The following is a 20,770-nucleotide window of genomic DNA, read 5'->3' on the forward strand; positions in this document are numbered from 1 at the left end:
CTGCCGTTCCGTACCTGCGGCTCAGGGGGTGCCTCGCGTTGCCGTATGCCGGGTGCGGGCCGTCGGGGGCCGGTTGCGCGGTTCCCCGTGCCCCTTGGGGTGCGCCGGCCGCGGGTGATCGTGCCGCTGGGGCGGCACGGGTGGGCGCGGGCGGCACGTTTGCAGCGCACGTCGGTGGCAGCTCCGTGTCTGCGGCTCAGGGGGTGTCTCTTATTGTGGTGCGCCGGGTGGCCCGTCGGGGGTCCGCCGCGCAGTTCCCCGCGCCGCTCGGGGCGCCCGCAAGCGCCGAGTCGCACAGACACCCCCGCCCAGCACCCACCCCAGCGCATGATTACGTACCGCCCATGACAAGAATCCGCGTGCTCCTCGTGGACGACGACCCCCTCGTCCGCGCCGGCCTCTCCTTCATGCTCGGCGGCGCCGACGACATCGAGATCGTCGGAGAAGCCGCCGACGGCGCCGAAGTCACCGCACTCGTCGACCGCACCCACCCCGACGTCGTCCTCATGGACATCCGCATGCCCACCGTCGACGGCCTCGCCGCCACCGAGGCGCTCCGCGCCCGCGCCGACGCCCCGCAGGTCGTCGTCCTCACCACCTTCCACGCCGACGACCAGGTCCTGCGCGCACTCCGCGCCGGCGCGGCCGGGTTCGTGCTGAAGGACACCCCGCCCGCCGAGATCGTCGCCGCGGTACGGCGCGTCGCGGCCGGCGACCCGGTGCTGTCGCCCGCCGTCACCCGGCAGTTGATGGCCCACGCCGCGGGCGACCCGGGCCCGGGCGACACCCGCCGCTCCCGCGCCCGCGACCGCGTCGCCGCCCTCAACGACCGCGAACGCGAGGTCGCCGTGGCCGTCGGCCGGGGTCTCGCCAACGCGGAGATCGCCGCCGAGCTGTACATGAGCGTGGCCACGGTCAAGACGCATGTCTCCCGCATCCTCGCCAAGCTCGACCTCAACAACCGTGTCCAGATCGCGCTGCTCGCCCATGACGCGGGCCTGCTGGAGGAGACCGACACCCCGTGACATCCCCCGTGTCCCCGCAGCCCGAGCCCCAGCCCGCACTCGACCTCGCCGCCGCTCGACACCTGCTGAACGCCCAGCCGTTCAGCAGACTCCTCGGCGCCCGCATCACCGCCTTCGGCGACGGAGGAGCGACCCTGGAGCTCGACATCCGCGAGGACCTGCACCAGCAGAACGGCTTCCTGCACGGCGGCGTCCTCGCCTACGCCGCCGACAACGCCCTCACCTTCGCGGCCGGCGCGGTCCTCGGCCCGTCCGTGCTGACCGGCGGCTTCTCGATCCAGTACCTGCGTCCGGCCACCGGCCGCACCCTCCGCGCCCGCGCGACCGTCGTCCACGCGGGCCGACGCCAGGCGGTCACCCGCTGCGACCTGCTCACAGTCGCGGACGACGAGGAAACCCTGTGCGCGGTGGCGCAGGGAACGGTCCTCCCGGTGACACCCCGCACGTCATGAAGCCCTGAAAGCCCGCCCGTCGTGAAGCCCAGAAAAGAGGGGGTGTCACCGACACCCCCCACGTCTCACGTCAGCGCCTCCTGCGCACTGCTCAACAGCTCCGCCGGCCGCACAGGTCTGCGCTCCCGCCGCGATCTCTCGCACGCCTCCGCGATCAGCAGCGCCCGCAGCGCCTCACGCCCGTCGCACGGGTTGGCCCGCTCGCCCCGCACCACCTCCACGAACGCGATCAGTTCGGCCTCGTACGCGGGCCCGAACCGCTCCAGGAAGCCGGTCCACGGCTTGTCCGCCGCGGGCGGCCCCGTCGGCTCGGTGGACGCGATGGGCGTACGGTCGTCGAGGCCGACGACGATCTGGTCGCGCTCCCCGGCCAGTTCCATGCGCACGTCGTAGCCGGCGCCGTTCATCCGGGTCCCGGTGACCGTGGCGAGGGTGCCGTCGTCGAGGGTGATCAGCACCGCGCCCGTGTCGACGTCGCCCGCCTCGCGGAACATCAGCGGCCCCGCGTCCGACCCGGTGGCGTACACGTCGACGACCTCGCGGCCGGTCACCCAGCGCAGGATGTCGAAGTCGTGGATGAGCGTGTCCCGGTACAACCCGCCCGACTGCTCCAGGTGGGAGGGGTCCGGCGGCTCCGCCTCGCTGGTCATCGCCCGTACCGTGTGCAGCCGCCCCAGCCTGCCCGTCCGTACCGCCTCGCGGGCGCCCGTGTAACCCCGGTCGAACCGTCGCTGGAAGCCCATCTGGAGCACCGTCCCGGCGGTCTCCACCTCCGTGATCGCCTGTAACGTGCCCGCGATGTCCAGGGCGATGGGCTTCTCGCAGAAGACCGGCAGACCCGCGCGCGCCGCCCGCGCGATCAGGTCCGCGTGGGCGGAGGTGGCCGTGGTGATCACCACGGCGTCGACCCCCCAGGTGTAGATCTCGTCCACCCCCGGCGCCGCCGTCTCGCCGAGCCGGTGGGCGAGGGCCTGGGCCCGCGCCGGATCGACGTCCGTGAGAATGAGGGACCCCACCTCGCGATGCCTGCTGAGTGTGTGGGCGTGAATGGTGCCGATACGGCCCGTACCGATGACCCCGATGCGCATGGAAACAAAGTGCGGCTCGCGCCGCTCCCTGTCAATGCGTATGTCCGGACAACCGAACTACACGACTTCCCGTCAACAGCCCGCACGGATACGCTCGCTCCGTGCCGAAACCAGAAGTGGACCCGACCGTGCAGCTGGAGCTGAGCGTGGACCGCGGCTCCCCCGTGCCGTTGTACTTCCAGCTGGCCCAGCAGCTGGAGTCCGCCATCGAGCACGGCACCCTCACCCCCGGCACCCTGCTGGGCAACGAGATCGAGCTGGCCGCACGCCTCGGCCTGTCCCGGCCGACCGTCCGCCAGGCCATCCAGTCGCTCGTCGACAAGGGCCTGCTGGTGCGCCGCCGCGGCGTCGGCACCCAGGTCGTGCACAGCAAGGTCAAGCGTCCGCTGGAGCTGAGCAGCCTTTACGACGACCTGGAGTCCGCCGGCCAGCGCCCCACCACCACCGTGCTGGTCAACACCATGGTCGCCGCGTCCGCCGAGGTCGCCGCGGCGCTCGGGGTGACCGAGGGGAGCGAGGTGCACCGCATCGAGCGGCTGCGCTCCGCGCACGGCGAGCCCATCGCGTACCTGTGCAACTACATCCCGCCCGGCCTGCTCGACCTGGACTCCGGCCAGCTCGAGGCCACCGGCCTGTACCGGCTGATGCGGGCCGCCGGGATCACCCTGCACAGCGCCCGCCAGACCATCGGCGCGCGGGCCGCCACCGCCGTCGAGGCCGAGCGGCTGCGCGAACAGCCCGGCGCGCCGCTGCTCACCATGCAGCGGGTCACCTTCGACGACACCGGCCGCGCGGTGGAGTACGGCACGCACACCTACCGGCCCTCGCGGTACTCCTTCGAGTTCCAGCTGCTCGTACGGAACTGAGCCGGGCCGCCTTCGGAACGCTCGGTCGTCGCATTGTCCGGACAATGTGACGCGATCCACAGGCGTACGGTGGGATCCCGACGGCCGGTGCGGACGCGAACGGCGGAGGGCCCGCTTCCGCCCCGTCCGCGCCCGTTGTCCACCCGCTTCCGGTGCCGGATCGGACGTACCCCGTCACCTGCCCGGTACCGCGATCGGGGCACCCGTGCGGCAGAATCGGGCCCGATGAGCACCTACCGCGACTTCACCGCCCCCATCGGCTCCCGGCGCGCGACCGTCCTGAGAACGGTCGGGACGCGGGAGCGCCGCTCCCACCTGTCGGCGCCCCGGGTGCCGACCGTGGGCATCGACATCGGCGGCACCAAAGTGATGGCGGGCGTCGTGGACGCCGACGGGAACATCCTGGAGAAGCTCCGGACCGAGACCCCGGACAAGTCCAAGAGCCCCAAGGTCGTCGAGGACACCATCTGCGAGCTCGTCCTGGACCTGTCCGACCGGCACGACGTGCACGCCGTCGGCATCGGCGCGGCCGGCTGGGTCGACGCCGACCGCAACCGGGTGCTCTTCGCCCCCCACCTGTCCTGGCGCAACGAACCCCTGCGCGACCGCCTCGCCGGCCGTCTCGCCGTCCCGGTCCTCGTCGACAACGACGCCAACTCCGCCGCCTGGGCCGAGTGGCGCTTCGGCGCCGGACGCGGCGAGGACAACCTCGTCATGATCACCCTCGGCACCGGCATCGGCGGCGCCATCCTCGAGGACGGCCAGGTCAAGCGCGGCAAGTACGGCGTCGCCGGCGAGTTCGGCCACATGCAGGTCGTCCCCGGCGGACACCGCTGCCCCTGCGGCAACCGCGGCTGCTGGGAGCAGTACAGCTCGGGCAACGCCCTGGTGCGCGAGGCCCGCGAGCTGGCCGCCGCCGACTCCCCGGTCGCCTACGGGATCATCGAGCACGTCAAGGGCAACATCGGCGACATCAGCGGCCCGATGATCACCGAGCTGGCCCGCGAGGGCGACGCCATGTGCATCGAGCTGCTCCAGGACATCGGGCAGTGGCTCGGCGTCGGCATCGCCAACCTGGCCGCCGCCCTCGACCCCTCCTGCTTCGTCATCGGCGGCGGCGTCTCCGCGGCCGACGACCTGCTCATCGGCCCCGCCCGGGACGCCTTCAAACGGCACCTCACCGGGCGCGGCTACCGCCCGGAGGCCCGCGTCGTGCGCGCCCAGCTCGGCCCCGAGGCCGGCATGGTCGGCGCCGCCGACCTGGCCCGCCTGGTCGCCCGCCGCTTCCGCCGCGCCAAGCGCCGCCGCGTCGAGCGGTACGAGCGCTTCGAGCGGTTCACGCAGGCCGCCCGCAAGGCCACCTCGGAGTCGCTGTGACGGGCGAGCTTCCCCCGCTGACGAACGACCCCGGCCGCACCGACGGGCAGGGCGGGGCGCACACCGGTGAGGACCGTCGGCACATGATCCGCCGCCGCGCCCTCACTCTGCTGATCATCGTCCTGCTCATCGGCATCCCGGCCGGCTACCTGGTGATCTCCGCCAACCAGAGCCGGGCCAGCGGCAAGGACAAGGAGGCGAAGTACTCGGCGACCGGCCTCACCGAGGGCTGGCCGTCCAAGCTCCAGCGGCGCATCTACCAGGTGCCCGTGCCGCACCCTGCCTGGTGGGTCGCCTCGTACGAGACGAACAACTGGAAGACCAGCCGCCTCTACGTCGAGTTCGAGACCAGCGACGCGGGCCTGACCGCCTTCCTGACCAGCATGGGCATGTCGGAGAAGGATCTGAAGGAGGACCGCCTGACGATCGGCGAGCGCGACCGCGACGTCACCGGCTGGACCTTCGACGGCCCCGGCACCTGGTCCGGCCTGGTGCACAAGCAGAAGAACCCGGCGCCCACGCACGACGTCGTCGTCAACCACGACAAGCCCGGCTACCCGCGCGTGTACGTCGTGGCCCGCACGGTGCCCTAGCCTGCCCGCCCCGACCGCCGGAGCCGATTGTCGGACCCCGCCCGTAGAGTCGAAGACGACTGGTCCGACGGACGGGCGGGGAGGTGACAAGACGTATGGGTGCCGCAACGGCCGACGGGCTCGTGGCGTCGTCGCTGCCTGCCGTGTTCCTGCCCGCACCGCTTCCGCGCGACGGACGGATCGCCTTCTACGACCCCGACGGCGCGGACGTGTCCGGAGGGAAGGAGGAAGACGCCCGGCGCACGGAGCTCACCGTCGTACGCCCCCACGGCGCGCGTGTGCGCCGCCGTACCGTCCCCGCGCTGTCCCTTCCCGTGGACGAGGCCCTGCCCCTGCTGGTCCGCGCCCGGCACGACCCGGCGGCCCACCCGGCCACCGTCTGCTGGGGCGCCGCCGCCCTGCACGCCCTGCGGCTCACCGCCCGGGGCCGCCTGCTGCCCGGCCTCACCACCGAGGGCTACGACGCCTGGCGCGCCGGCCCGCTCGAACCGGACGACGTGACCCACCTGCGCGCGGTGGCCGCCGCCCTTCCGTACGAGGGCCACGCGGTGCCCCTGCCCGGACCGGGCCCCCTGCGCCTGCCCCAGCCGGAGGCGCTGGTGCGCGCCTTCCTCGACGCGGTCGCCGACACCCTGCCCCGCACGCCCGCCGCGCCCTACGCCTCCGGACTGCCGTTCGCCGCCCGGCGGCCCCAGCGGCTGCCGGACGCCCGGGACTGGGCGGCGGAGGTCGCGGCCGGCATGGACGCGGGCGTACGGATCTCGCTCCGCCTGGACCTGTCCGCGCACGACCTCTTCGACGCCGACGGGACCGCGGGAGGCACGGGTGCGCGGGGAGCGGGCGCGGCGATCGTGCAGGTCCACAGCCTGTCCGACCCCACCCTGGTGGCCGACGCGGCGGCCCTCTGGTCCGGCGAGGCCGACCACGGTTTCGGCCCCCGCGCGCGGGTGGACGCCGCCCTCGCGGTGCGCCGCGCGGCCCGCGTCTGGCCCCCGCTGGACCGGCTCGCCGACCAGGAGGTGCCGGACGTCCTCGCCCTGTCCGAGGACGAACTGAGCGATCTGCTCGGCGTGGCGGCCACCCGGCTCGCGGCGGCCGGCGTCGCCGTGCACTGGCCGCGCGACCTCGCCCAGGACCTCACCGCCACAGCGGTCGTCCGCTCCGCGCCGGGCTCGGCGACCGACGGCACCGGCTTCTTCGAGAGCGAGGACCTGCTGCGGTTCGGCTGGCAGATCGCCCTCGGCGGCGAGCCGCTGTCCGAGGCCGAGATGGACGCCCTGGCCGAGGCGCACCGGCCGATCGTGCGGCTCCGCGACCAGTGGGTGCTGGTCGACCCCGCCCTCGTCCGCAAGGCCCGCAAACGCGACCTGGGGCTGCTCGACCCCGTCGACGCGCTGTCCGTCGCCCTCACCGGGGAGGCGGAGGTCGACGGCGAGACGGTGGAGGCGGTGCCCGTCGGGACGCTGGCCGCCCTCCGCGAGCGCCTCACCGCGGGCGTGCGGCCCGCCGACCCCCCGCCCGGCCTCGACGCCACCCTCCGCGACTACCAGCTGCGCGGCCTGGCCTGGCTGGACCTCATGACCTCCCTCGGCCTCGGCGGCTGCCTCGCCGACGACATGGGCCTCGGCAAGACGGTCACGCTCATCGCGCTGCACCTGAAGCGGGCCCGCCGCGAACCCACCCTGGTGGTCTGCCCGGCCTCCCTGCTCGGCAACTGGCAGCGGGAGATCACCCGGTTCGCGCCCGGCGTGCCCGTACGCCGCTTCCACGGCCCCGACCGCACCCTCGACGACCTGGCCGGCGGCTTCGTCCTCACCACCTACGGCACCATGCGCTCCGCCGCGCCCACTCTCGCGGAACAGCGGTGGGGCATGGTCGTCGCCGACGAGGCGCAGCACGTCAAGAACCCGCACTCGGCGACCGCCAAGGCCCTGCGCACCATCCCCGCCCCCGCGCGGGTGGCCCTCACCGGCACGCCCGTGGAGAACAACCTCTCCGAGCTGTGGGCCCTCCTCGACTGGACCACCCCCGGCCTCCTCGGCCCGCTCAAGTCCTTCCGCGCCCGGCACGCGCGCGCGGTGGAGACCGGCGAGGACGACCAGGCGGTCGAGCGGCTCGCCCGTCTGGTCCGCCCCTTCCTGCTCCGGCGCAAGAAGTCCGACCCGGGCATCGTCCCCGAGCTGCCGCCCAAGACGGAGACGGACCACCCGGTGCCGCTCACCCGCGAACAGGCCGCGCTGTACGAGGCGGTGGTGCGCGAGTCGATGACCGCCATCGAGACCGCGCAGGGGATGGGACGCCGCGGCCTCGTGCTGAAGCTGCTGACGTCGCTCAAGCAGATCTGCGACCACCCGGCGCTGTACCTCAAGGAGGAACACGCCCCGGCCGGCGACGGCCTCGCCGCCCGCTCCGGCAAACTCGCCCTGCTCGACGAACTGCTGGACACGGTGCTCGCGGAGGACGGCTCCGCCCTCGTCTTCACCCAGTACGTCGGCATGGCCCGCCTGATCACCCGCCACCTCGCCGAGCGCGCGGTGCCGGTCGACCTGCTGCACGGCGGGACACCGGTGCCTGAGCGGGAGCGGATGGTGGACCGCTTCCAGGCCGGCGCGGTCCCGGTGCTCGTGCTGTCCCTGAAGGCGGCGGGCACGGGCCTCAACCTCACCCGCGCCGGACACGTCGTCCACTTCGACCGCTGGTGGAACCCGGCGGTGGAGGAACAGGCCACCGACCGCGCGTACCGCATCGGCCAGACCCAGCCCGTCCAGGTCCACCGGCTCGTCACCGAGGGCACGGTGGAGGACCGCATCGCGGAGATGCTCCAGTCCAAGCGGGCCCTCGCCGACGCGATCCTCGGCTCTGGCGAGGCCGCACTGACGGAACTCTCCGACCGCGACCTGTCCGACCTGGTGTCCCTGCGGAGGACGACATGACGCCCCGGCCGTCGGAGGAGGCGAGGCAGGCGCTGCGCGCGGCGCGTGAGGGGGGTGTGGTGTCCGGGGACGCGGGGTCTTCGGAGGAGACAGCCTCTCCGGCCGCGGGGGCCGCGGGGGCCGCGGAGTCGCAGATGTCTTCGGCTGACGCGGCTCGGGAGGCGGTGCGCGGTGCACCGGCTGCGGGGGTGGGGGCTGAGGAGGGTGACTCGTCGGTTGTGGCCGACCGGGAGTCCCGTCCGGCTGACGGGGCGCGGGACGCTGTGCGCGGTGCGGCGGCTGCGGGGGTGGGGGCTGTGGAGGGTGACTCGTCGGTTGCGGCCGACCGGGAGTCCCGTCCGGCTGACGCGGCGCGCAAGGCGGTGCGCCGTGCGGGGGTTGCGGGGGAGGGGGCCGCGCAGGCCGGTGCGTCGTCCCCGGCTGGTCGGGCACCCCGGCCGTCCGACGCGGCGCGGGAGGCACTGCACCGCGCTCGGCAGGCCCGACGTGGAGCGGCGGGCGTGAACGCCGGTGAGGTGGGGGCGACTTCGGAGGCTGTCGCCGGGCCGCACGCGGAGCATGCGCCGTCGGCGAGCGGTGACGGGGCGCCGTCCCCGGACGCGGCGGGTGAGGCCTCGCACGCGGCCGCCGTGGCAGAAGCGCCCGGCGCGGCGCGTCCGCCCGCGGAGGCAGGCCCCGCCGATGCGTCGTACGGGTCCTTGGTCGACGGGCCGCGCGGCAAGGGCGCTCCTCGCGGCGACGAGGACGCGGCTGCCCCCACTCCGGCTGCGCGCGGTTCCGCCACCCCGGCGCCCGACGGGCACGAGGCGTCCGGCCCGACCGACAACACCGACGTGCACCTGTCCTCCCGCCCCGGCGACATCGCCCGGGAGGCGTTGCGCGCCGCCCGCGAGGAACGGGCGCGAGCCCTTGCCCGCGAGCAGGTGGAAGCGGCGAAGCGTCCCCGTCGCGATCCCGAGCCGCGCATCCCCCGCACCACGCGAGGTGACCGTGCCGCCGACCGTCGCGCGCGCGAGATCAGGGAAACCCTCGCCGACGCGTTCCGCATGCCCGACATGGCGGACGACCCGATGCCCGACGCCCCGAGGCGCGGCCCCACCGCTGAGCCCCCGGCAACCCTCGCCCCGGACAAGGCGACCACCACCACTGATGCGACGCGGGCCCCCACCAACCAGGGACCGGCCGAGGGGCCGCCCCATGCCCCCGACCGGGAACCCGCACCCGGCACCGAGGCCGAACCGGCCGGCGCCACGGATGAGGCACGGGCCGCCGCACGCGGCCGAGAACCGGCCTCCGCCCGCGTCCGATGGGAGCCGAGCCCCACCCTCCGCCGGGAGGCCCCCGCCACCCAGGCGGCGCACCACGCCGCCCCCCGTTCCATGGCCGCCCCGACCCGCGACGGCGACCACCGCCGTACCTTCCCCCCGTTCCCTCCCCGCCCCTCCGGGGACGGCGAACCCTTCGCCGAGACCTGGTGGGGGAGGGCGTGGGTCACCGCGTTGGAGGACGGCGCGCTGGACGCCGCCCGCCTCGCCCGCGGACGCGGCTACGCAGAGCAGGGGCACGTGGACGCCATCACCGTCACGCCGGGACTGGTCCTGGCGTACGTGCAGGGCAGCCGCCCCCGCCCCTACCGCGTACAGGTACGCCTGCGAACGTTCGACGACGCGGACTGGGACCGCTTCCTGGACGCCGCGGCCGACCGACCGGGTCACATCGCGGCCCTGCTGGACAAGGAGATGCCGCAGTCCCTGGCCGACTGCGGCATCCCCCTGCTCCCCGGCCCCGGCGACCTCGCCCCCCGTTGCAGCTGCCCCGACTCGGGTCACCCGTGCAAGCACGCGGCGGCGCTCTGCTACCAGACGGCCCGCCTGCTGGACGCCGACCCGTTCGTGCTGCTCCTCCTGCGCGGGCGCGGCGAGCGCGAGGTGATCGACGCGCTGTCCCGCCTCAGCGCGGCCCGCGCCGCACGGGCGGCCCAGGGACGGGAACCGGAGCCGCTGCCGGGCGTACGCGCCACCGACGCCGTGTCCCGCCGAGGCCCCGAACTCCCTCCGCTGCCCGCCCCGTTGCCCCCTCCGCAACACCCGGAACAGCCGCCCGTCTACCCGGCGTCCCCCGGCGGCCCGGACCCCCTCGCACTGGACCAGCTCGCCACCGACGCGGCGGCCCGCGCGCACGCCCTGCTCACCACGGGCCGCGACCCGGTCGGCCCGCTCTCCCTCTGGCACGACGCGGTGCGCCTGGCCGCCGCCCGCCCCGGCGCCGGCCATGTCGTCCGCTCCGACCTGGACCGGGAGATGCGCGCGGCCGGCCGTACGCCTGGCGACCTGGCGCGCGCGGTCGCCGCGTGGCGGCAGGGCGGCCCGACCGGGCTGGCCGTACTGGAGGAGCCGTGGGACCCTCCGGCCGGCCGCTTCGACCGCGCCCGCCCACTGCTGCTCGCGGCGGACCTCCCCGCGTTCCGCCCGTGGCGCAACCGCCTCACCCACCCCCGCGGCCACGTCCAGCTCCGCCTGGGCCACGACAACCTCTGGTACGCGTACGAGTCGGAGCCGGGCCACGACGACTGGTGGCCGCGCGGCACCCCGGACCCCGACCCGGTCGGCGCCCTCACCGGCCTGGACACCCTCGACGAGGGCTGAGGGCCCGCCCTGGTCTCAGCCGGCCGGCCGCCGCATCAACTCGGCCGTGTGCCGATCCGCCGGGAAGAACGTCTCGATGGCGATCTCGTCGAGCGTCACGTCCCGAGGCGACCCGAAGACGGTCGTCGTGTACAGCAGCGAAAGCTCCCCGTACTCGGTCGCCAGACGCAACGGCACCACCAGGTCCTGCGCCTCACCGCCCGGCCCGAGCGCGTCCGCGCCCTCCGGCACCGGGTAGCTTTCCAGCTCGGCGAGCAGCTCCGCCAGACCGGCGTCGGCCGTCCGCTCCAGCTGACGGCGGACCCGGCGCAGGACGTGCGCGCGCCACTGCGCGAGATTGAGGACGCGCCCCGCCATGCCGTCGGGACCCAGGGTCGCCTTCAGCACGTTGAACGGCGGATCCGACGGCCCGCGCCGTACGTCACCGAGGAACAGCCCCATGGCACGGTTCGCGGCCAGCAGTTCCCAGCGGACGTTCACGGCGAGGGCCGGGTTCGGCTCGTGCCCGGTGAGCACCGCCTCCACGGCGGCCCGCGCCGCCCCCAGGTCGTCGAAGGGCCGCTCCCGGTGCACGGGTGCGAAGCCCGCGGCGAGATAGATCGGGTTGCGCTCCCGCAGCGGCACGTCCAGCTCGTCGCACAGCCGCCGGATCATGTCCCGGCTCGGATTGGCGCGACCGGTCTCGACACAGCTGAGATGGCGGGTGGACGTCTCGGCCGCGAGCGCCACGTCGAGCTGGGAGCGGCGGCGGCGCTCACGCCAGCGCCGTAGCAGCACTCCGACCGGTGCGGTGGTCGTCGTCATGAGCCCCAGGCTGCCGGGCCGGCCGCACGACGGCAATGACCTCGCAGGTCATCGACTCCGCGCCCCGCCCCGCCGCACAGTCGGAACAGGAGCGCGGTCCGCCGTACTGCACCGCGCCGGACGAAGGGAACCCGCCATGACCGACACCACGACCGAGACGACGACACCGGCCGCCCAGCTGGAGCGCTACACCCGCTTCTGGAACACCGGCCCCGACGCCGAACGGGACCGCCTGGCCGCCACGGTCTTCACCGACGAGGTCGAGTACCGCGCCCTCGTCGGCTTCCTCCGGGGCGCGGCGGCCCTCGCGGACTTCCGGGACCAGTTCGTGTCCCACGTGGGCCCCGCGACGGTCCGCCGCCGCGAGGAACCCGAGGTGCACCACGGGAGGGCCCGCCTCCAGTGGGAGATCCTCACCGGCGACGGCACGTCCTTCGCCACGGGCACCGATGTGATCGAGTTCGCCGAGGACGGCCGCATCAGCGCGATCTCCGCCTTCCTCGACCGTGCGCCTGAGGGCTTCGACCCCACGGCACACGACTGACCCGGGCCCACCCGCGAGAAGCCCGCCCTACTCCTCCCCGCCCCCGGACGCCGACGGCACCGGCACGTCCACCTGCCGTAACTCCGCGAGGAGTTCGCTCTGTCCGGCCAGCAGGTCCGTGAGGATCCGCCGGGCTGCGCGGAGCAGTTCGGCCACGTCGCCGCCGGCAAGGGCGTACGTCACCGTCGAACCCTCACGTATGGAGACGACGATTCCGGACCGGCGCAGCACCGCCAACTGCTGGGAGAGACTGGACGGTTCGATGTCGATGTCGGCGAGCAGGTCCCGCACCGGCACCGGCCCGTGCTGCAACAGCTCCAGCACCCGGATGCGCACCGGGTGCCCCAGCATCCGGAAGAACTCTGCCTTGGCCTGGTAGAGGGGGACTTGCATGGGTGCGCGCTCCCTGCCGCGTCGGGGATGTTCTCCGCTGTGCGGCGGCGCCCTCAGCGGGCGCCGCCGTACAGCGTGCCGTTCTTCGCCGCCGATCCTTCTGGCTCGGTCCGGCGCCCGCCCTCGGCTTGGGACCATGTTCATGTGGCGACTTGAAGAAGTCTTCACATCATGGGCGCGCGTCGGCCGGGCCCCGGGGCTGCTCACACTTCCAGCTGTTCCTCGACCCGCTTGAGCTGGTGGCGGGCCATCGCCAGGTTCGAACGGGACTTGTCCAGCACGAGGTACAGGAACAGGCCGTTGCCGCTGCGGCCGGTGACCAGCCGGATCAGGTGGTACTGGGACTCCAGGGTGATGAGGATGTCCTCGATCTGCCCGGTGAGACCCAGCAGTTCCATCGTGCGCACCTTGGCGCGGATCACGTCGGTGTTGCCGGCCGCCGCGACGGTGAGGTCCAGGTCCTTCCCCCCGCCCAGGGTGCCCAGCGCCATGCCGCTCGAGTAGTCGACGACGGCCGCACCCAGGGCCCCCTCGACGCTGGTCATGATGTCCTTCAACGACACTTCCACAGTTGCCACGGGAGTCTCCCTCTCAGTCGATATGTCGTCAGGCGGCCTCAGGGCGCAGTCCGCCCTCGGACAGCCCTTCCGCCTGGCCGCGCTGGAACGTTAGGCGGGCAGGGCGTGTCGGAATACGGGGGTTTTCGTGGATGACTCGTGATGATCGAATACTTGCGCCAGGGAACACCCGTTTGCCCGCGCCCTGTTCGAATTAGCGCCGAACGAACGGACAACGACACACACGATCAGGTGAGTCAGGCGCCTCAGGGGGCCTGTAGGGCATCCACGGGCTCCGCCGTCAGGACGAGGTTGGCGGTGTAACCGCCGCGCTCCGGCTCGAACGGCGGGGCGCAGGTGATGAGCGTGAGCACCGGCGGCCCGGTACGGCGGAAGGCGGACGGCGGCAGTTCGTCCTTCGGGACGGTGGTGCGCGCGGTGACGCGGTAGACGACGGGCTCGGCGCCGTCCCGCCGCACCTCCACGGTGTCCCCGGCCCGTACATCCCTGAGCGCGGCGAACTCGCCCAGGTCGCCCGTCTCGCTGTCGAGGTGCCCCACCAGCACCGCCGACCCCTCAGGGCTGCCGGGCGCGGGCCCGTAGCGGTACCAGCCGGCCACGGCCGGGTCGTCCGGCACGGTCATGTCCCCCCGGGGGGTCACGCCGACGCCCTCGACCTGGGCGTCGAGCCCGACACCGGGTACGAGGACACGCGCGGGCGCGGCCTGCCGTACGGCCGCAGGCTCGGCCGCGGAGGACGGCGGCGCGGTCCCGGGCGTCCGACCGGCGTCACCGGGAGCCGCCGCCGTCGGCGCGGCACCGAAGTCGGCCGGGGAGTCGTCACGTTGTGGCCCCTGAGCCAGCCACAGCACACCGAGGACCACCGCCGTGACGGCCGCCAGAACGGCGACCGCCACGGCCGGTCCCCCGCGCCGCCGCGAGGTGTCAGCCACGCTTGCCGGCGAAGCGGCGGGCGGCCAGCACACCGGCCACGGCGACCACACCGCCGGCGGCAGCCCAACCTGGAGTCCACGCCGAGGAGTTGGCGGAGACGGCGGCACCGTCGCCGCCCGCGTGGACGGCCTTCGGCATGGAGTCCATGCCGCTGAACTTCTGCGTGGCCAGGGCGAGGTTCTTGTCCTCGGCGCTGCCCCAGGCGTACACGACGGTGCCGGCGCCCTCCGCCACGTTCACCTCGGCGGGGCCGATGGCCACGGTGTCGGTGCCGGCGAGGACCACGTCGGCGTCGACGGTGCCCGCGTCGACCACGGCGGAATCCTCGTCCGGGTTCGTCAGACCGGTGAAGACGGGCTGACCGCCGGCCCGGACGTCCACGGCGGGCGCGGCCGCGATGTGGCGTACGGTGAGCCGGCCCTTGCCCGCGTCGACCTTGGAGACGTCGTCGGCGAACGCGGTCAGCTGAGGCGTGCCGTCGGCGCCGAGATGGGCGGCGACCGTGGCGGCGTCGCCCTCGCCGACCTCGACCGTCTTCTCCAGAGCGGGCTTGCCGTCGGGACCCTGGCCCGCCTCGAAGATCTGGATGTCGTAGGAGCCGGCCTTGAGCGACTGCGGCTCGGTCACCGTACCGGGCTCGAAGCCGGAGAGCAGTTCGTCGCCGTTGGCGTACACGTCGACCGTCATACCGGGGATGCCGTGCACGACGGAGACCATCGCCGTGTCCTGCTCGGCGGAGGGGGCGGCCATGGCGGGCGCCGCGGCGCCGAGCGCGAGGGCGCAGGCGCCGGTGGAGGCGGCGAGGGCGACGGGAAAACGGGAGCGCATGGGGACCATCCCTTTCGAAGGAGTACCGCTCACTGCGGGACTGGACCCCAGTGTTGAACCGACGAATCGACGCAGACAACATGCGTCGTTTGTGCGTCGTAAGGCGTACGGTGGGTGCATGAGCGAGAGCAGGGAAGCCGAGGGCACGGGAGCGGCCGTACCCGGTGGCGGGCTGACCACCGGCGAGGTGGCGCGCCGCCTGGGCGTGGCCCCCACCACGGTGCGCACATGGGACCACCGCTACGGGCTCGGCCCCGCCCGCCGCCACACCGGCGGCCGGCACCGCCGCTGGACGCCGGAGGACGTGGCGCGCCTGGAGCGGATGTGCGCGCTGACGGCGACGGGGATCCCCCCGGCGGAGGCGGCACGGCTGGCCCGCGAGACGCCGGCACCGGATGCGCGGTCGGCGCCGGAAGCCCGACCGCGTCCCGCCCTCACCCCCTCCTCCCGGGCTGGCAGCGGCCTTCGCCTGGGCGACGCGCGCCAGGAGTGCAAGGGCATCGCCCGCGCCGCCCTCCGCCTCGATGCGGCCGCACTGGACCGGCTACTGCTGGACGCGATACGGGACCACGGTCTGATCGCGGCCTGGACGGAGGTGATCGTGCCGACGCTGCAGGCGGTGGGGCGCAAGTGGGAGACGTCGGGGGAGCGGTACGTGGAGGTGGAGCACTTCCTCTCCTGGCACGTCTCCGGCGCCCTCCGCCGCGCCGCACCGGACACGGTCCCCGACCGCCCGGGCGCGACGGTGGTCCTGGCGTGCGCCCCGGGCGAGAACCACACCCTCGCGCTGGAGGTCCTGTCGGCCGCCCTGGCCGAACGGGGCATCCCTGTACGGATGTTCGGCGGCGCGCTCCCGGTGGAATCCCTGATCGCGGCGGTCCGCCGGACGGGCCCGGCGGCGGTGGCCCTGTGGGCCCAGTCCCGCACGACCGCGAGCCGCCCGCTGGCCCAGCATGTGGCGTCGATGGAATGGGGCGTCCGAGGCGCCCGCCGCAGCCCCCTGGTCCTCACCCTCGGCCCAGGCTGGACAGGCCGTCCCGCACCGGGGACGGCGCGACCGCATGGCTTGGCAGACACGGTGCAGGCACTGGAGGGCCTGGCGTCACGCTGAGAACGGGGCGGGTCAGCCCCGCCACCCACTGCCTCCCCGCCGCCACCGCTTGCGCGGAGCGCGCTGATGATGGACATGGACGCTGCCCAGCAGGGGCTGCCGGGCAGCAGGGATCGGCGGGGAAGCAGCCGGGCGCGGCGACGGATCCGGACTTCTCGCGGGCTCCCCGGCGGACCGCTGCAGGGGCACGACGTCGACCGTCCCCCGAGCCGGCAGACGACCGAGCCGCCCCAGCAAGGGCTGCAGTTCGCCGTGGATGAGACGCCGGACCGTCCAGAGATGACGCAGCCACGGGACCCGGACGACGAACGGGAACACCGTGGGCCGCCACTCCCGGTCGAAGGTGATGAACGCCCTGACAGGCAGCACCCATTGCCGCTTGCCGCCCGGCGCCGGTACGGGGCAGTCCGGCAGATCGGGGAGGGACGCCCAGGCGCTGCCGCCCTCCTGACACCTCCGGGTGGCGTACAGCTCGGCCACTCCGCGCCGGAACGCGTCGTACTCCCCAGCTCCGCAAGCCACCATCAGCACGAGCCGCTCCGGCGCGACGGTGCGCAGGGCCTCGGTGAACTCCCACTCCGTGCCGGGTCCCGGGGCGACGGACAGGAGCACGGTGTGAGACCCCTGGAGCAGGGCGCTCACCGGCGCCTTCCAGTCGTCGAGCGGGAGATAGCCTCGCCGGGCACCGAGCAGGGGCAGTTCCTCCCCGGGCTGCCCCACCGCGACGACCTTTCCCAGCGCTGAGAACTGGCGGAGGATGAAGTCCTCAGTGGTGTGCCCGGGCATCTCGAAGGGGCTGCGCATCCCGCCGCCGGGAGCATCCGGGGGCGGCTCGGCCATCCTCCTGTCCATGCCGAAGGGCCGCAGATAGAGCAAGTACCGCTCGCCGCGCAGCTGTCCGAACGACGCGATGACGGGGGCGCGGTGCTGCTTGCCCCGCACCACCAGCCGCCGCCCGCCGGCGAACAGCAGCCACCCTGAGAACGGGACGGCCACGACCAGCAGGACGCGCACCGACCAGTGGATGTCCTGGACATCCGGCCCCGGATCGACGAAGAACGCGTGCGCCAGCCCGGAACCGGCCCCCGCCCCCAGGACGAACCCCAGAAAGCGCGTGACACGCCCCAGTCCGAGCAACACGGCCCCCACGCCCGGCCTCTGCCCCGGCCCCTTCATGGCCCCCATCGCCCCTCCCGCTTCCCGAACCCCGACCGTTCATGCTGCCCTGCCCACCACCTCCCCGAACCCTCAGGAGCCGCGCCGATCAGTTGTGCGGTCGCCGCGCCTCGAACAAGCGGTACGACGCCCGGTTGGTCTCCTGCGGTGCGTCCAGGGCGGTGACGTCCCGCACCTCCACACCGTGTTGGTCGAGCAGTGACTCCCACAGGTCCGGGGTGAGGACCCACATGTGCAGCGTGAGGGTGCCGCCGCCCGCGAGGTGCAGGAGTTCCGGGCGTGGGGTGGGCGTCGAACTGGGGGAGTGACCCTCGGAGTTGGTGTGCAGCACCGTGAAGTACAGGCGTCCGCCCGGGACCAACCCGTCGGCCAGGGCCGGAAACAGGCGGTTCGGCTCGAAGAAGTGAACCGCGCTGACGGAGTAGATCACGTCGTACGGCTCCTCCCGCCCCAGGTGGTCGACGGCGTCCGCGTGGAACAGGCGGAGCCCCGGCACGTCGGGGTACCGGGCGCGGGCCCGTTCGATCTGGCTGGGGGAGGCGTCGACGCCGTCGACCCGCGCACCGTAGGCGCGGGCCAGATGCGCGGCGTGCCGCCCGGTACCGCAGCCCAGGTCGAGGACCCGCAGGCCCTCCAGGTCCCCGAGGATCTCGTCGCCGGGTCCGTCCGGGCCGGGGCCCCAGGTGATCCGGTCCAGGTCGGGCAACGGCGTCCCGCGCCTCAAATGGTGCTGCCCGTAGGCGTCCCACGCGGTACGCGTCTGCTGTTCGATGTGCGACACGGCTACTCCTGTCCCGAGGGCGCCTCCCTGGCTCCATCGCGAGCAGTCCATCCTCAGCTCAAGGGGTGAACAGTCTCCAGTGCCCTCGGAGACGACCTCGACGCCGTCGTCGGTCACCTTGAGGGCGGTCTCGTCGTCGATCGCGTACCCCGGTCGCGGGATTCCGGAGGCCCACTTCTGCGCGTTGGCCATGGAGTTGTCCGGGAGATTCTCGTGGTCCAGGTGCGGGAAGATCGAGAAGCCGACCAGGCCCAGCGCGGTGTCGTCGCCGGTGGGCGGCTTCCAGACGTAGGACTCGCTGACGTCCTCGCCGACGCCGGGGGTCAACGCCATGCTCCCGGCGCTCGCTCCCACATAGACCGTCTCACTCAGCGACGGCAGCAGGTCGGCCAGCCCGGACTGCCGCATCCAGTGCGACAGATACAGGGCGTCGCCGCCACCTGCCAGCAGGACATCGGCCTCTCGGACCGAAGGGAGCCACAGATCCTCACCGAGGCTGGGCAGCGCGGTGAGCTCCAGCACCCCCAGCGACTTCCAGCCCATCTCGCACAGGGAGACGACGGAGCGTCCACTGATGAACCTCCACGCCGAACCGGCCCCGCCGGGCATGGCGTACGACGCTGTGGGAATGCACAGGGCGTTGGCCTCGGCGAGCGGTTTGCCCAGCAGGTCGACCAACGCCTCGTGGATGCTCGCGTTCTTGATGCCGGCGGATGTGAGAAGAAGCCGCACGGTACCTCCCAGTTGGCATGCGATGAAGCGGTCCGACGTACAGACCGGGTGTCACCGCGAAACTCATCGCCGGACGCGGTCGCTTGCATCCGGCGTCTTTACGTAGCCAGCCGGCCCGCGCGCCGCCTCCGATGCGCGTCGCGAGCCGCCCTGCCGTGCGTGCGTGCCGCCCTCCGACGAGCACCTCATGGCCGGCCCGCGCCCAGTGCCTGGCGAGCGCGTCCGCCATGGTGCCCGTCCCGAGTACGCCCATGCGTACCTTCGAACACGGCGACGACGTCCTGGCCGCCCCGGAAGCGGCCTGCACGTCCGGGGCGGGAGAGGCGCCGACGCCGTGACACCCCACCCCCGTGGGAACGGATCGTGCAGGCTCCGTGAATGTGTGATGGGCGCGCGCCCTGTCCAACGCGCCGAAAGGCGTGTCGAACACACGTGTTTCGGTCGTATCGGTAGCCGTGGGATGAAGCGTGCGCCCGATGCGCGCCGCTCGCATCCATTAGGGTTCCGCAGTGCCGGACGTGGTGTTGCGTGCAGGTGGGGGGCCACCGGCTCTTCCCCCGGCAACGGGAGATTTCGTACGACGTGAGAGGGTCTGACGGGTGAGCGAGACACCACCGAACACCCTGCAATACCGCTTCGACGGACCGGAAGACGCTCCGGTTCTGATCCTCGGACCGTCTCTCGGTACCACCTGGCACATGTGGGACCGGCAGATCCCCGAGCTGACGAAGCAGTGGCGGGTGTTCCGCTTCGACCTCCCGGGACACGGCGGCGCCCCCGCCCACCCCGCGGCCTCCGTCACCGACCTCGCCACCCGGCTGCTCGCCACCCTCGAGGGCCTCGGCGTCCACCGCTTCGGGTACGCCGGCTGCGCGCTCGGCGGCGCCGTCGGCATCGAGCTGGCCCTGCGGCACCCCGAGCGCCTCGCGTCCCTCGCGCTGATCGCCGCCTCGCCCCGCTTCGGCACCGCCGACGAGTTCCGCCAGCGCGGCGTGATCGTGCGTACCAACGGCCTCGACCCGATCGCCCGTTCGGCGCCCGAGCGCTGGTTCACCGGCGGGTTCGCCGCCGCCCAGCCCGCGATCACCGAGTGGGCCGTGCAGATGGTCCGCACCACCGACCCCGGCTGCTACATCGCCGCCTGCGAGGCCCTCGCCTCCTTCGACGTCCGGGCGGGCCTCGGCAGCGTGGGCGTCCCCACCCTCGTGCTCGTCGGCTCCGAGGACCAGGTCACCGGGCCCGCCGAGGCCCGCACCCTGGTCGCCGGCATCCCCGACGCCCGCCTCGCCGTCGTGCCCGGCGCCAGCCACCTCGTGCCGGTGGAGCAGCCCGCCGCCGTCACCGACCTGCTCGTCCGGCACTTCTCCACCGCCTGGCAGCCGCTCCCCGAGACCGCCACCGGCCATGTCGTGCTGCCCGCCGCCGCGCCCCGGCCGGCCGTGACGCCGGCCCCGCCGCAGCCCGTACCCGTCGCCGAGATCGCCCCGGCCGCCGCGCCCCCGGAGGGGCAGGGCGTCCCGGACCCGTACGACGCCGGCATCAAGGTCCGCCGGGAGGTGCTGGGCGACGCGCACGTCGACCGGATCCTGGAGGAGACCGACGCCTTCTCGGAGGACTTCCAGGAGCTCGTCACCCGGTACGCATGGGGCGAGGTCTGGGACCGCCCCGGACTCGACCGCCGCACCCGCAGCTGCGTCACCCTCACCGCCCTCGTCGCGGGCGGCCACCTCGACGAACTCGCCGTGCACACCCGTGCCGCCCTGCGCAACGGGCTCACCCCGGACGAGATCAAGGAGGTCCTGCTCCAGGCAGCCGTCTACTGCGGCGTCCCCGCCGCCAGCGGCGCCTTCCGCGTGGCGCAGCAGGTCATCCGCGAGGAGACCACCCCGCCGGAGTGAGACCGGAGTGAGC

The 20,770-nt window shown here is 73.7% G+C and carries 18 protein-coding genes and 1 pseudogene; 10 read left to right on the forward strand and 9 right to left on the reverse strand.

The genetic code is table 11. The features are described from left to right. The first annotated feature begins 344 nt into the window (after positions 1-344). Positions 345-1,025 carry a response regulator gene (locus AY578_RS27160; RefSeq protein WP_026243367.1) on the forward strand — a complete coding sequence of 227 codons (681 nt, stop codon included), beginning with the start codon at positions 345-347 and terminating at the stop codon, positions 1,023-1,025. 8 nt (positions 1,026-1,033) lie between these two features. Then, complete coding sequence (locus AY578_RS27165) at positions 1,034-1,477, forward strand: PaaI family thioesterase (RefSeq protein ID WP_028961487.1); 444 nt, start codon at positions 1,034-1,036, stop codon at positions 1,475-1,477. 65 nt (positions 1,478-1,542) lie between these two features. Here the strand turns inward: AY578_RS27165 and AY578_RS27170 are convergent, their stop codons facing one another. Continuing rightward, positions 1,543-2,565, reverse strand: a complete 1,023-nt coding sequence (locus AY578_RS27170; RefSeq protein WP_019521852.1) for a Gfo/Idh/MocA family protein — start codon at positions 2,563-2,565, stop codon at positions 1,543-1,545. A gap of 128 nt (positions 2,566-2,693) precedes the next feature. On the opposite strand from AY578_RS27170, the gene AY578_RS27175 reads away from it, so the two are divergent. The 5 genes from AY578_RS27175 (at position 2,694) to AY578_RS27195 (ending at position 10,979) form a co-directional block, all read left to right on the forward strand. Beyond that, positions 2,694-3,431: a GntR family transcriptional regulator gene (locus AY578_RS27175; protein ID WP_199781998.1), complete on the forward strand. Its 738-nt coding sequence runs from the start codon at positions 2,694-2,696 to the stop codon at positions 3,429-3,431. A gap of 225 nt (positions 3,432-3,656) precedes the next feature. Beyond that, positions 3,657-4,808, forward strand: coding sequence for an ROK family glucokinase (locus tag AY578_RS27180; protein WP_019521850.1), 1,152 nt, complete (start codon positions 3,657-3,659; stop codon positions 4,806-4,808). Continuing rightward, positions 4,805-5,401, forward strand: coding sequence for a hypothetical protein (locus tag AY578_RS27185; protein ID WP_019521849.1), 597 nt, complete (start codon positions 4,805-4,807; stop codon positions 5,399-5,401). Before AY578_RS27180 ends, AY578_RS27185 begins: the two co-directional genes overlap by 4 nt. Positions 5,402-5,496: 95 nt before the next feature. Continuing rightward, positions 5,497-8,334 (forward strand): SCO1167/SCO6262 family helicase, encoded by a 2,838-nt coding sequence (locus tag AY578_RS27190; protein WP_258905867.1) that lies wholly within the window; start codon positions 5,497-5,499, stop codon positions 8,332-8,334. A gap of 698 nt (positions 8,335-9,032) precedes the next feature. Beyond that, entirely contained in the window at positions 9,033-10,979 is a 1,947-nt protein-coding gene (locus tag AY578_RS27195; protein ID WP_337663108.1) for an SWIM zinc finger family protein, read from the forward strand. Positions 10,980-10,994: 15 nt separating this feature from the next. Here AY578_RS27195 and AY578_RS27200 read toward each other — a convergent pair whose 3' ends face one another. Then, a complete protein-coding gene (locus AY578_RS27200) occupies positions 10,995-11,783 on the reverse strand; it encodes a helix-turn-helix domain-containing protein (RefSeq protein ID WP_051101568.1) in 789 nt (262 codons plus the stop codon). Positions 11,784-11,919: 136 nt separating this feature from the next. On the opposite strand from AY578_RS27200, the gene AY578_RS27205 reads away from it, so the two are divergent. After that, positions 11,920-12,327: a nuclear transport factor 2 family protein gene (locus tag AY578_RS27205; RefSeq protein ID WP_028961484.1), complete on the forward strand. Its 408-nt coding sequence runs from the start codon at positions 11,920-11,922 to the stop codon at positions 12,325-12,327. A gap of 27 nt (positions 12,328-12,354) precedes the next feature. Here the strand turns inward: AY578_RS27205 and AY578_RS27210 are convergent, their stop codons facing one another. The 4 genes from AY578_RS27210 to AY578_RS27225 all read right to left on the reverse strand — a co-directional run bounded on the left by AY578_RS27210 (position 12,355) and on the right by AY578_RS27225 (position 15,059). Next, positions 12,355-12,720 carry an ArsR/SmtB family transcription factor gene (locus AY578_RS27210; RefSeq protein ID WP_019521844.1) on the reverse strand — a complete coding sequence of 122 codons (366 nt, stop codon included), beginning with the start codon at positions 12,718-12,720 and terminating at the stop codon, positions 12,355-12,357. A 203-nt stretch (positions 12,721-12,923) separates the two neighbouring features. Continuing rightward, the gene (locus AY578_RS27215) at positions 12,924-13,298 is read right to left on the reverse strand and encodes a roadblock/LC7 domain-containing protein (RefSeq protein ID WP_026243364.1); all 375 of its coding nucleotides are present in this window, start codon (positions 13,296-13,298) and stop codon (positions 12,924-12,926) included. Between the two features lie 245 nt (positions 13,299-13,543). After that, positions 13,544-14,230, reverse strand: coding sequence for a sortase domain-containing protein (locus AY578_RS27220; RefSeq protein ID WP_037778078.1), 687 nt, complete (start codon positions 14,228-14,230; stop codon positions 13,544-13,546). Then, positions 14,223-15,059 (reverse strand): DUF4397 domain-containing protein, encoded by an 837-nt coding sequence (locus tag AY578_RS27225; RefSeq protein ID WP_028961482.1) that lies wholly within the window; start codon positions 15,057-15,059, stop codon positions 14,223-14,225. The genes AY578_RS27220 and AY578_RS27225 overlap by 8 nt, the downstream gene beginning before the upstream one ends. A gap of 118 nt (positions 15,060-15,177) precedes the next feature. On the opposite strand from AY578_RS27225, the gene AY578_RS27230 reads away from it, so the two are divergent. Continuing rightward, positions 15,178-16,170 carry a MerR family transcriptional regulator gene (locus AY578_RS27230; protein WP_258905872.1) on the forward strand — a complete coding sequence of 331 codons (993 nt, stop codon included), beginning with the start codon at positions 15,178-15,180 and terminating at the stop codon, positions 16,168-16,170. 12 nt (positions 16,171-16,182) lie between these two features. On the opposite strand, the gene AY578_RS27235 is transcribed toward AY578_RS27230, so the two are convergent. The 3 genes and pseudogenes from AY578_RS27235 to AY578_RS27245 all read right to left on the reverse strand — a co-directional run. Next, the gene (locus AY578_RS27235; RefSeq protein WP_258905874.1) at positions 16,183-17,355 is read right to left on the reverse strand and encodes a hypothetical protein; all 1,173 of its coding nucleotides are present in this window, start codon (positions 17,353-17,355) and stop codon (positions 16,183-16,185) included. Positions 17,356-17,434: 79 nt separating this feature from the next. Next, a complete protein-coding gene (locus tag AY578_RS27240; protein WP_258905880.1) occupies positions 17,435-18,859 on the reverse strand; it encodes a Type 1 glutamine amidotransferase-like domain-containing protein in 1,425 nt (474 codons plus the stop codon). A 91-nt stretch (positions 18,860-18,950) separates the two neighbouring features. Next, a pseudogene (locus tag AY578_RS27245) lies at positions 18,951-19,112 on the reverse strand (NAD(P)-binding domain-containing protein); the annotation flags it as partial. A gap of 346 nt (positions 19,113-19,458) precedes the next feature. Between AY578_RS27245 and pcaDC the strand changes: the two are divergent. Continuing rightward, the gene (pcaDC, locus tag AY578_RS27250) at positions 19,459-20,757 is read left to right on the forward strand and encodes a bifunctional 3-oxoadipate enol-lactonase/4-carboxymuconolactone decarboxylase PcaDC (protein WP_026243363.1); all 1,299 of its coding nucleotides are present in this window, start codon (positions 19,459-19,461) and stop codon (positions 20,755-20,757) included. Positions 20,758-20,770 lie beyond the last annotated feature (13 nt).

Source organism: Streptomyces thermocarboxydus, assembly GCF_024760485.1.
Taxonomy (GTDB): Bacteria; Actinomycetota; Actinomycetes; order Streptomycetales; family Streptomycetaceae; genus Streptomyces; species Streptomyces cellulosae.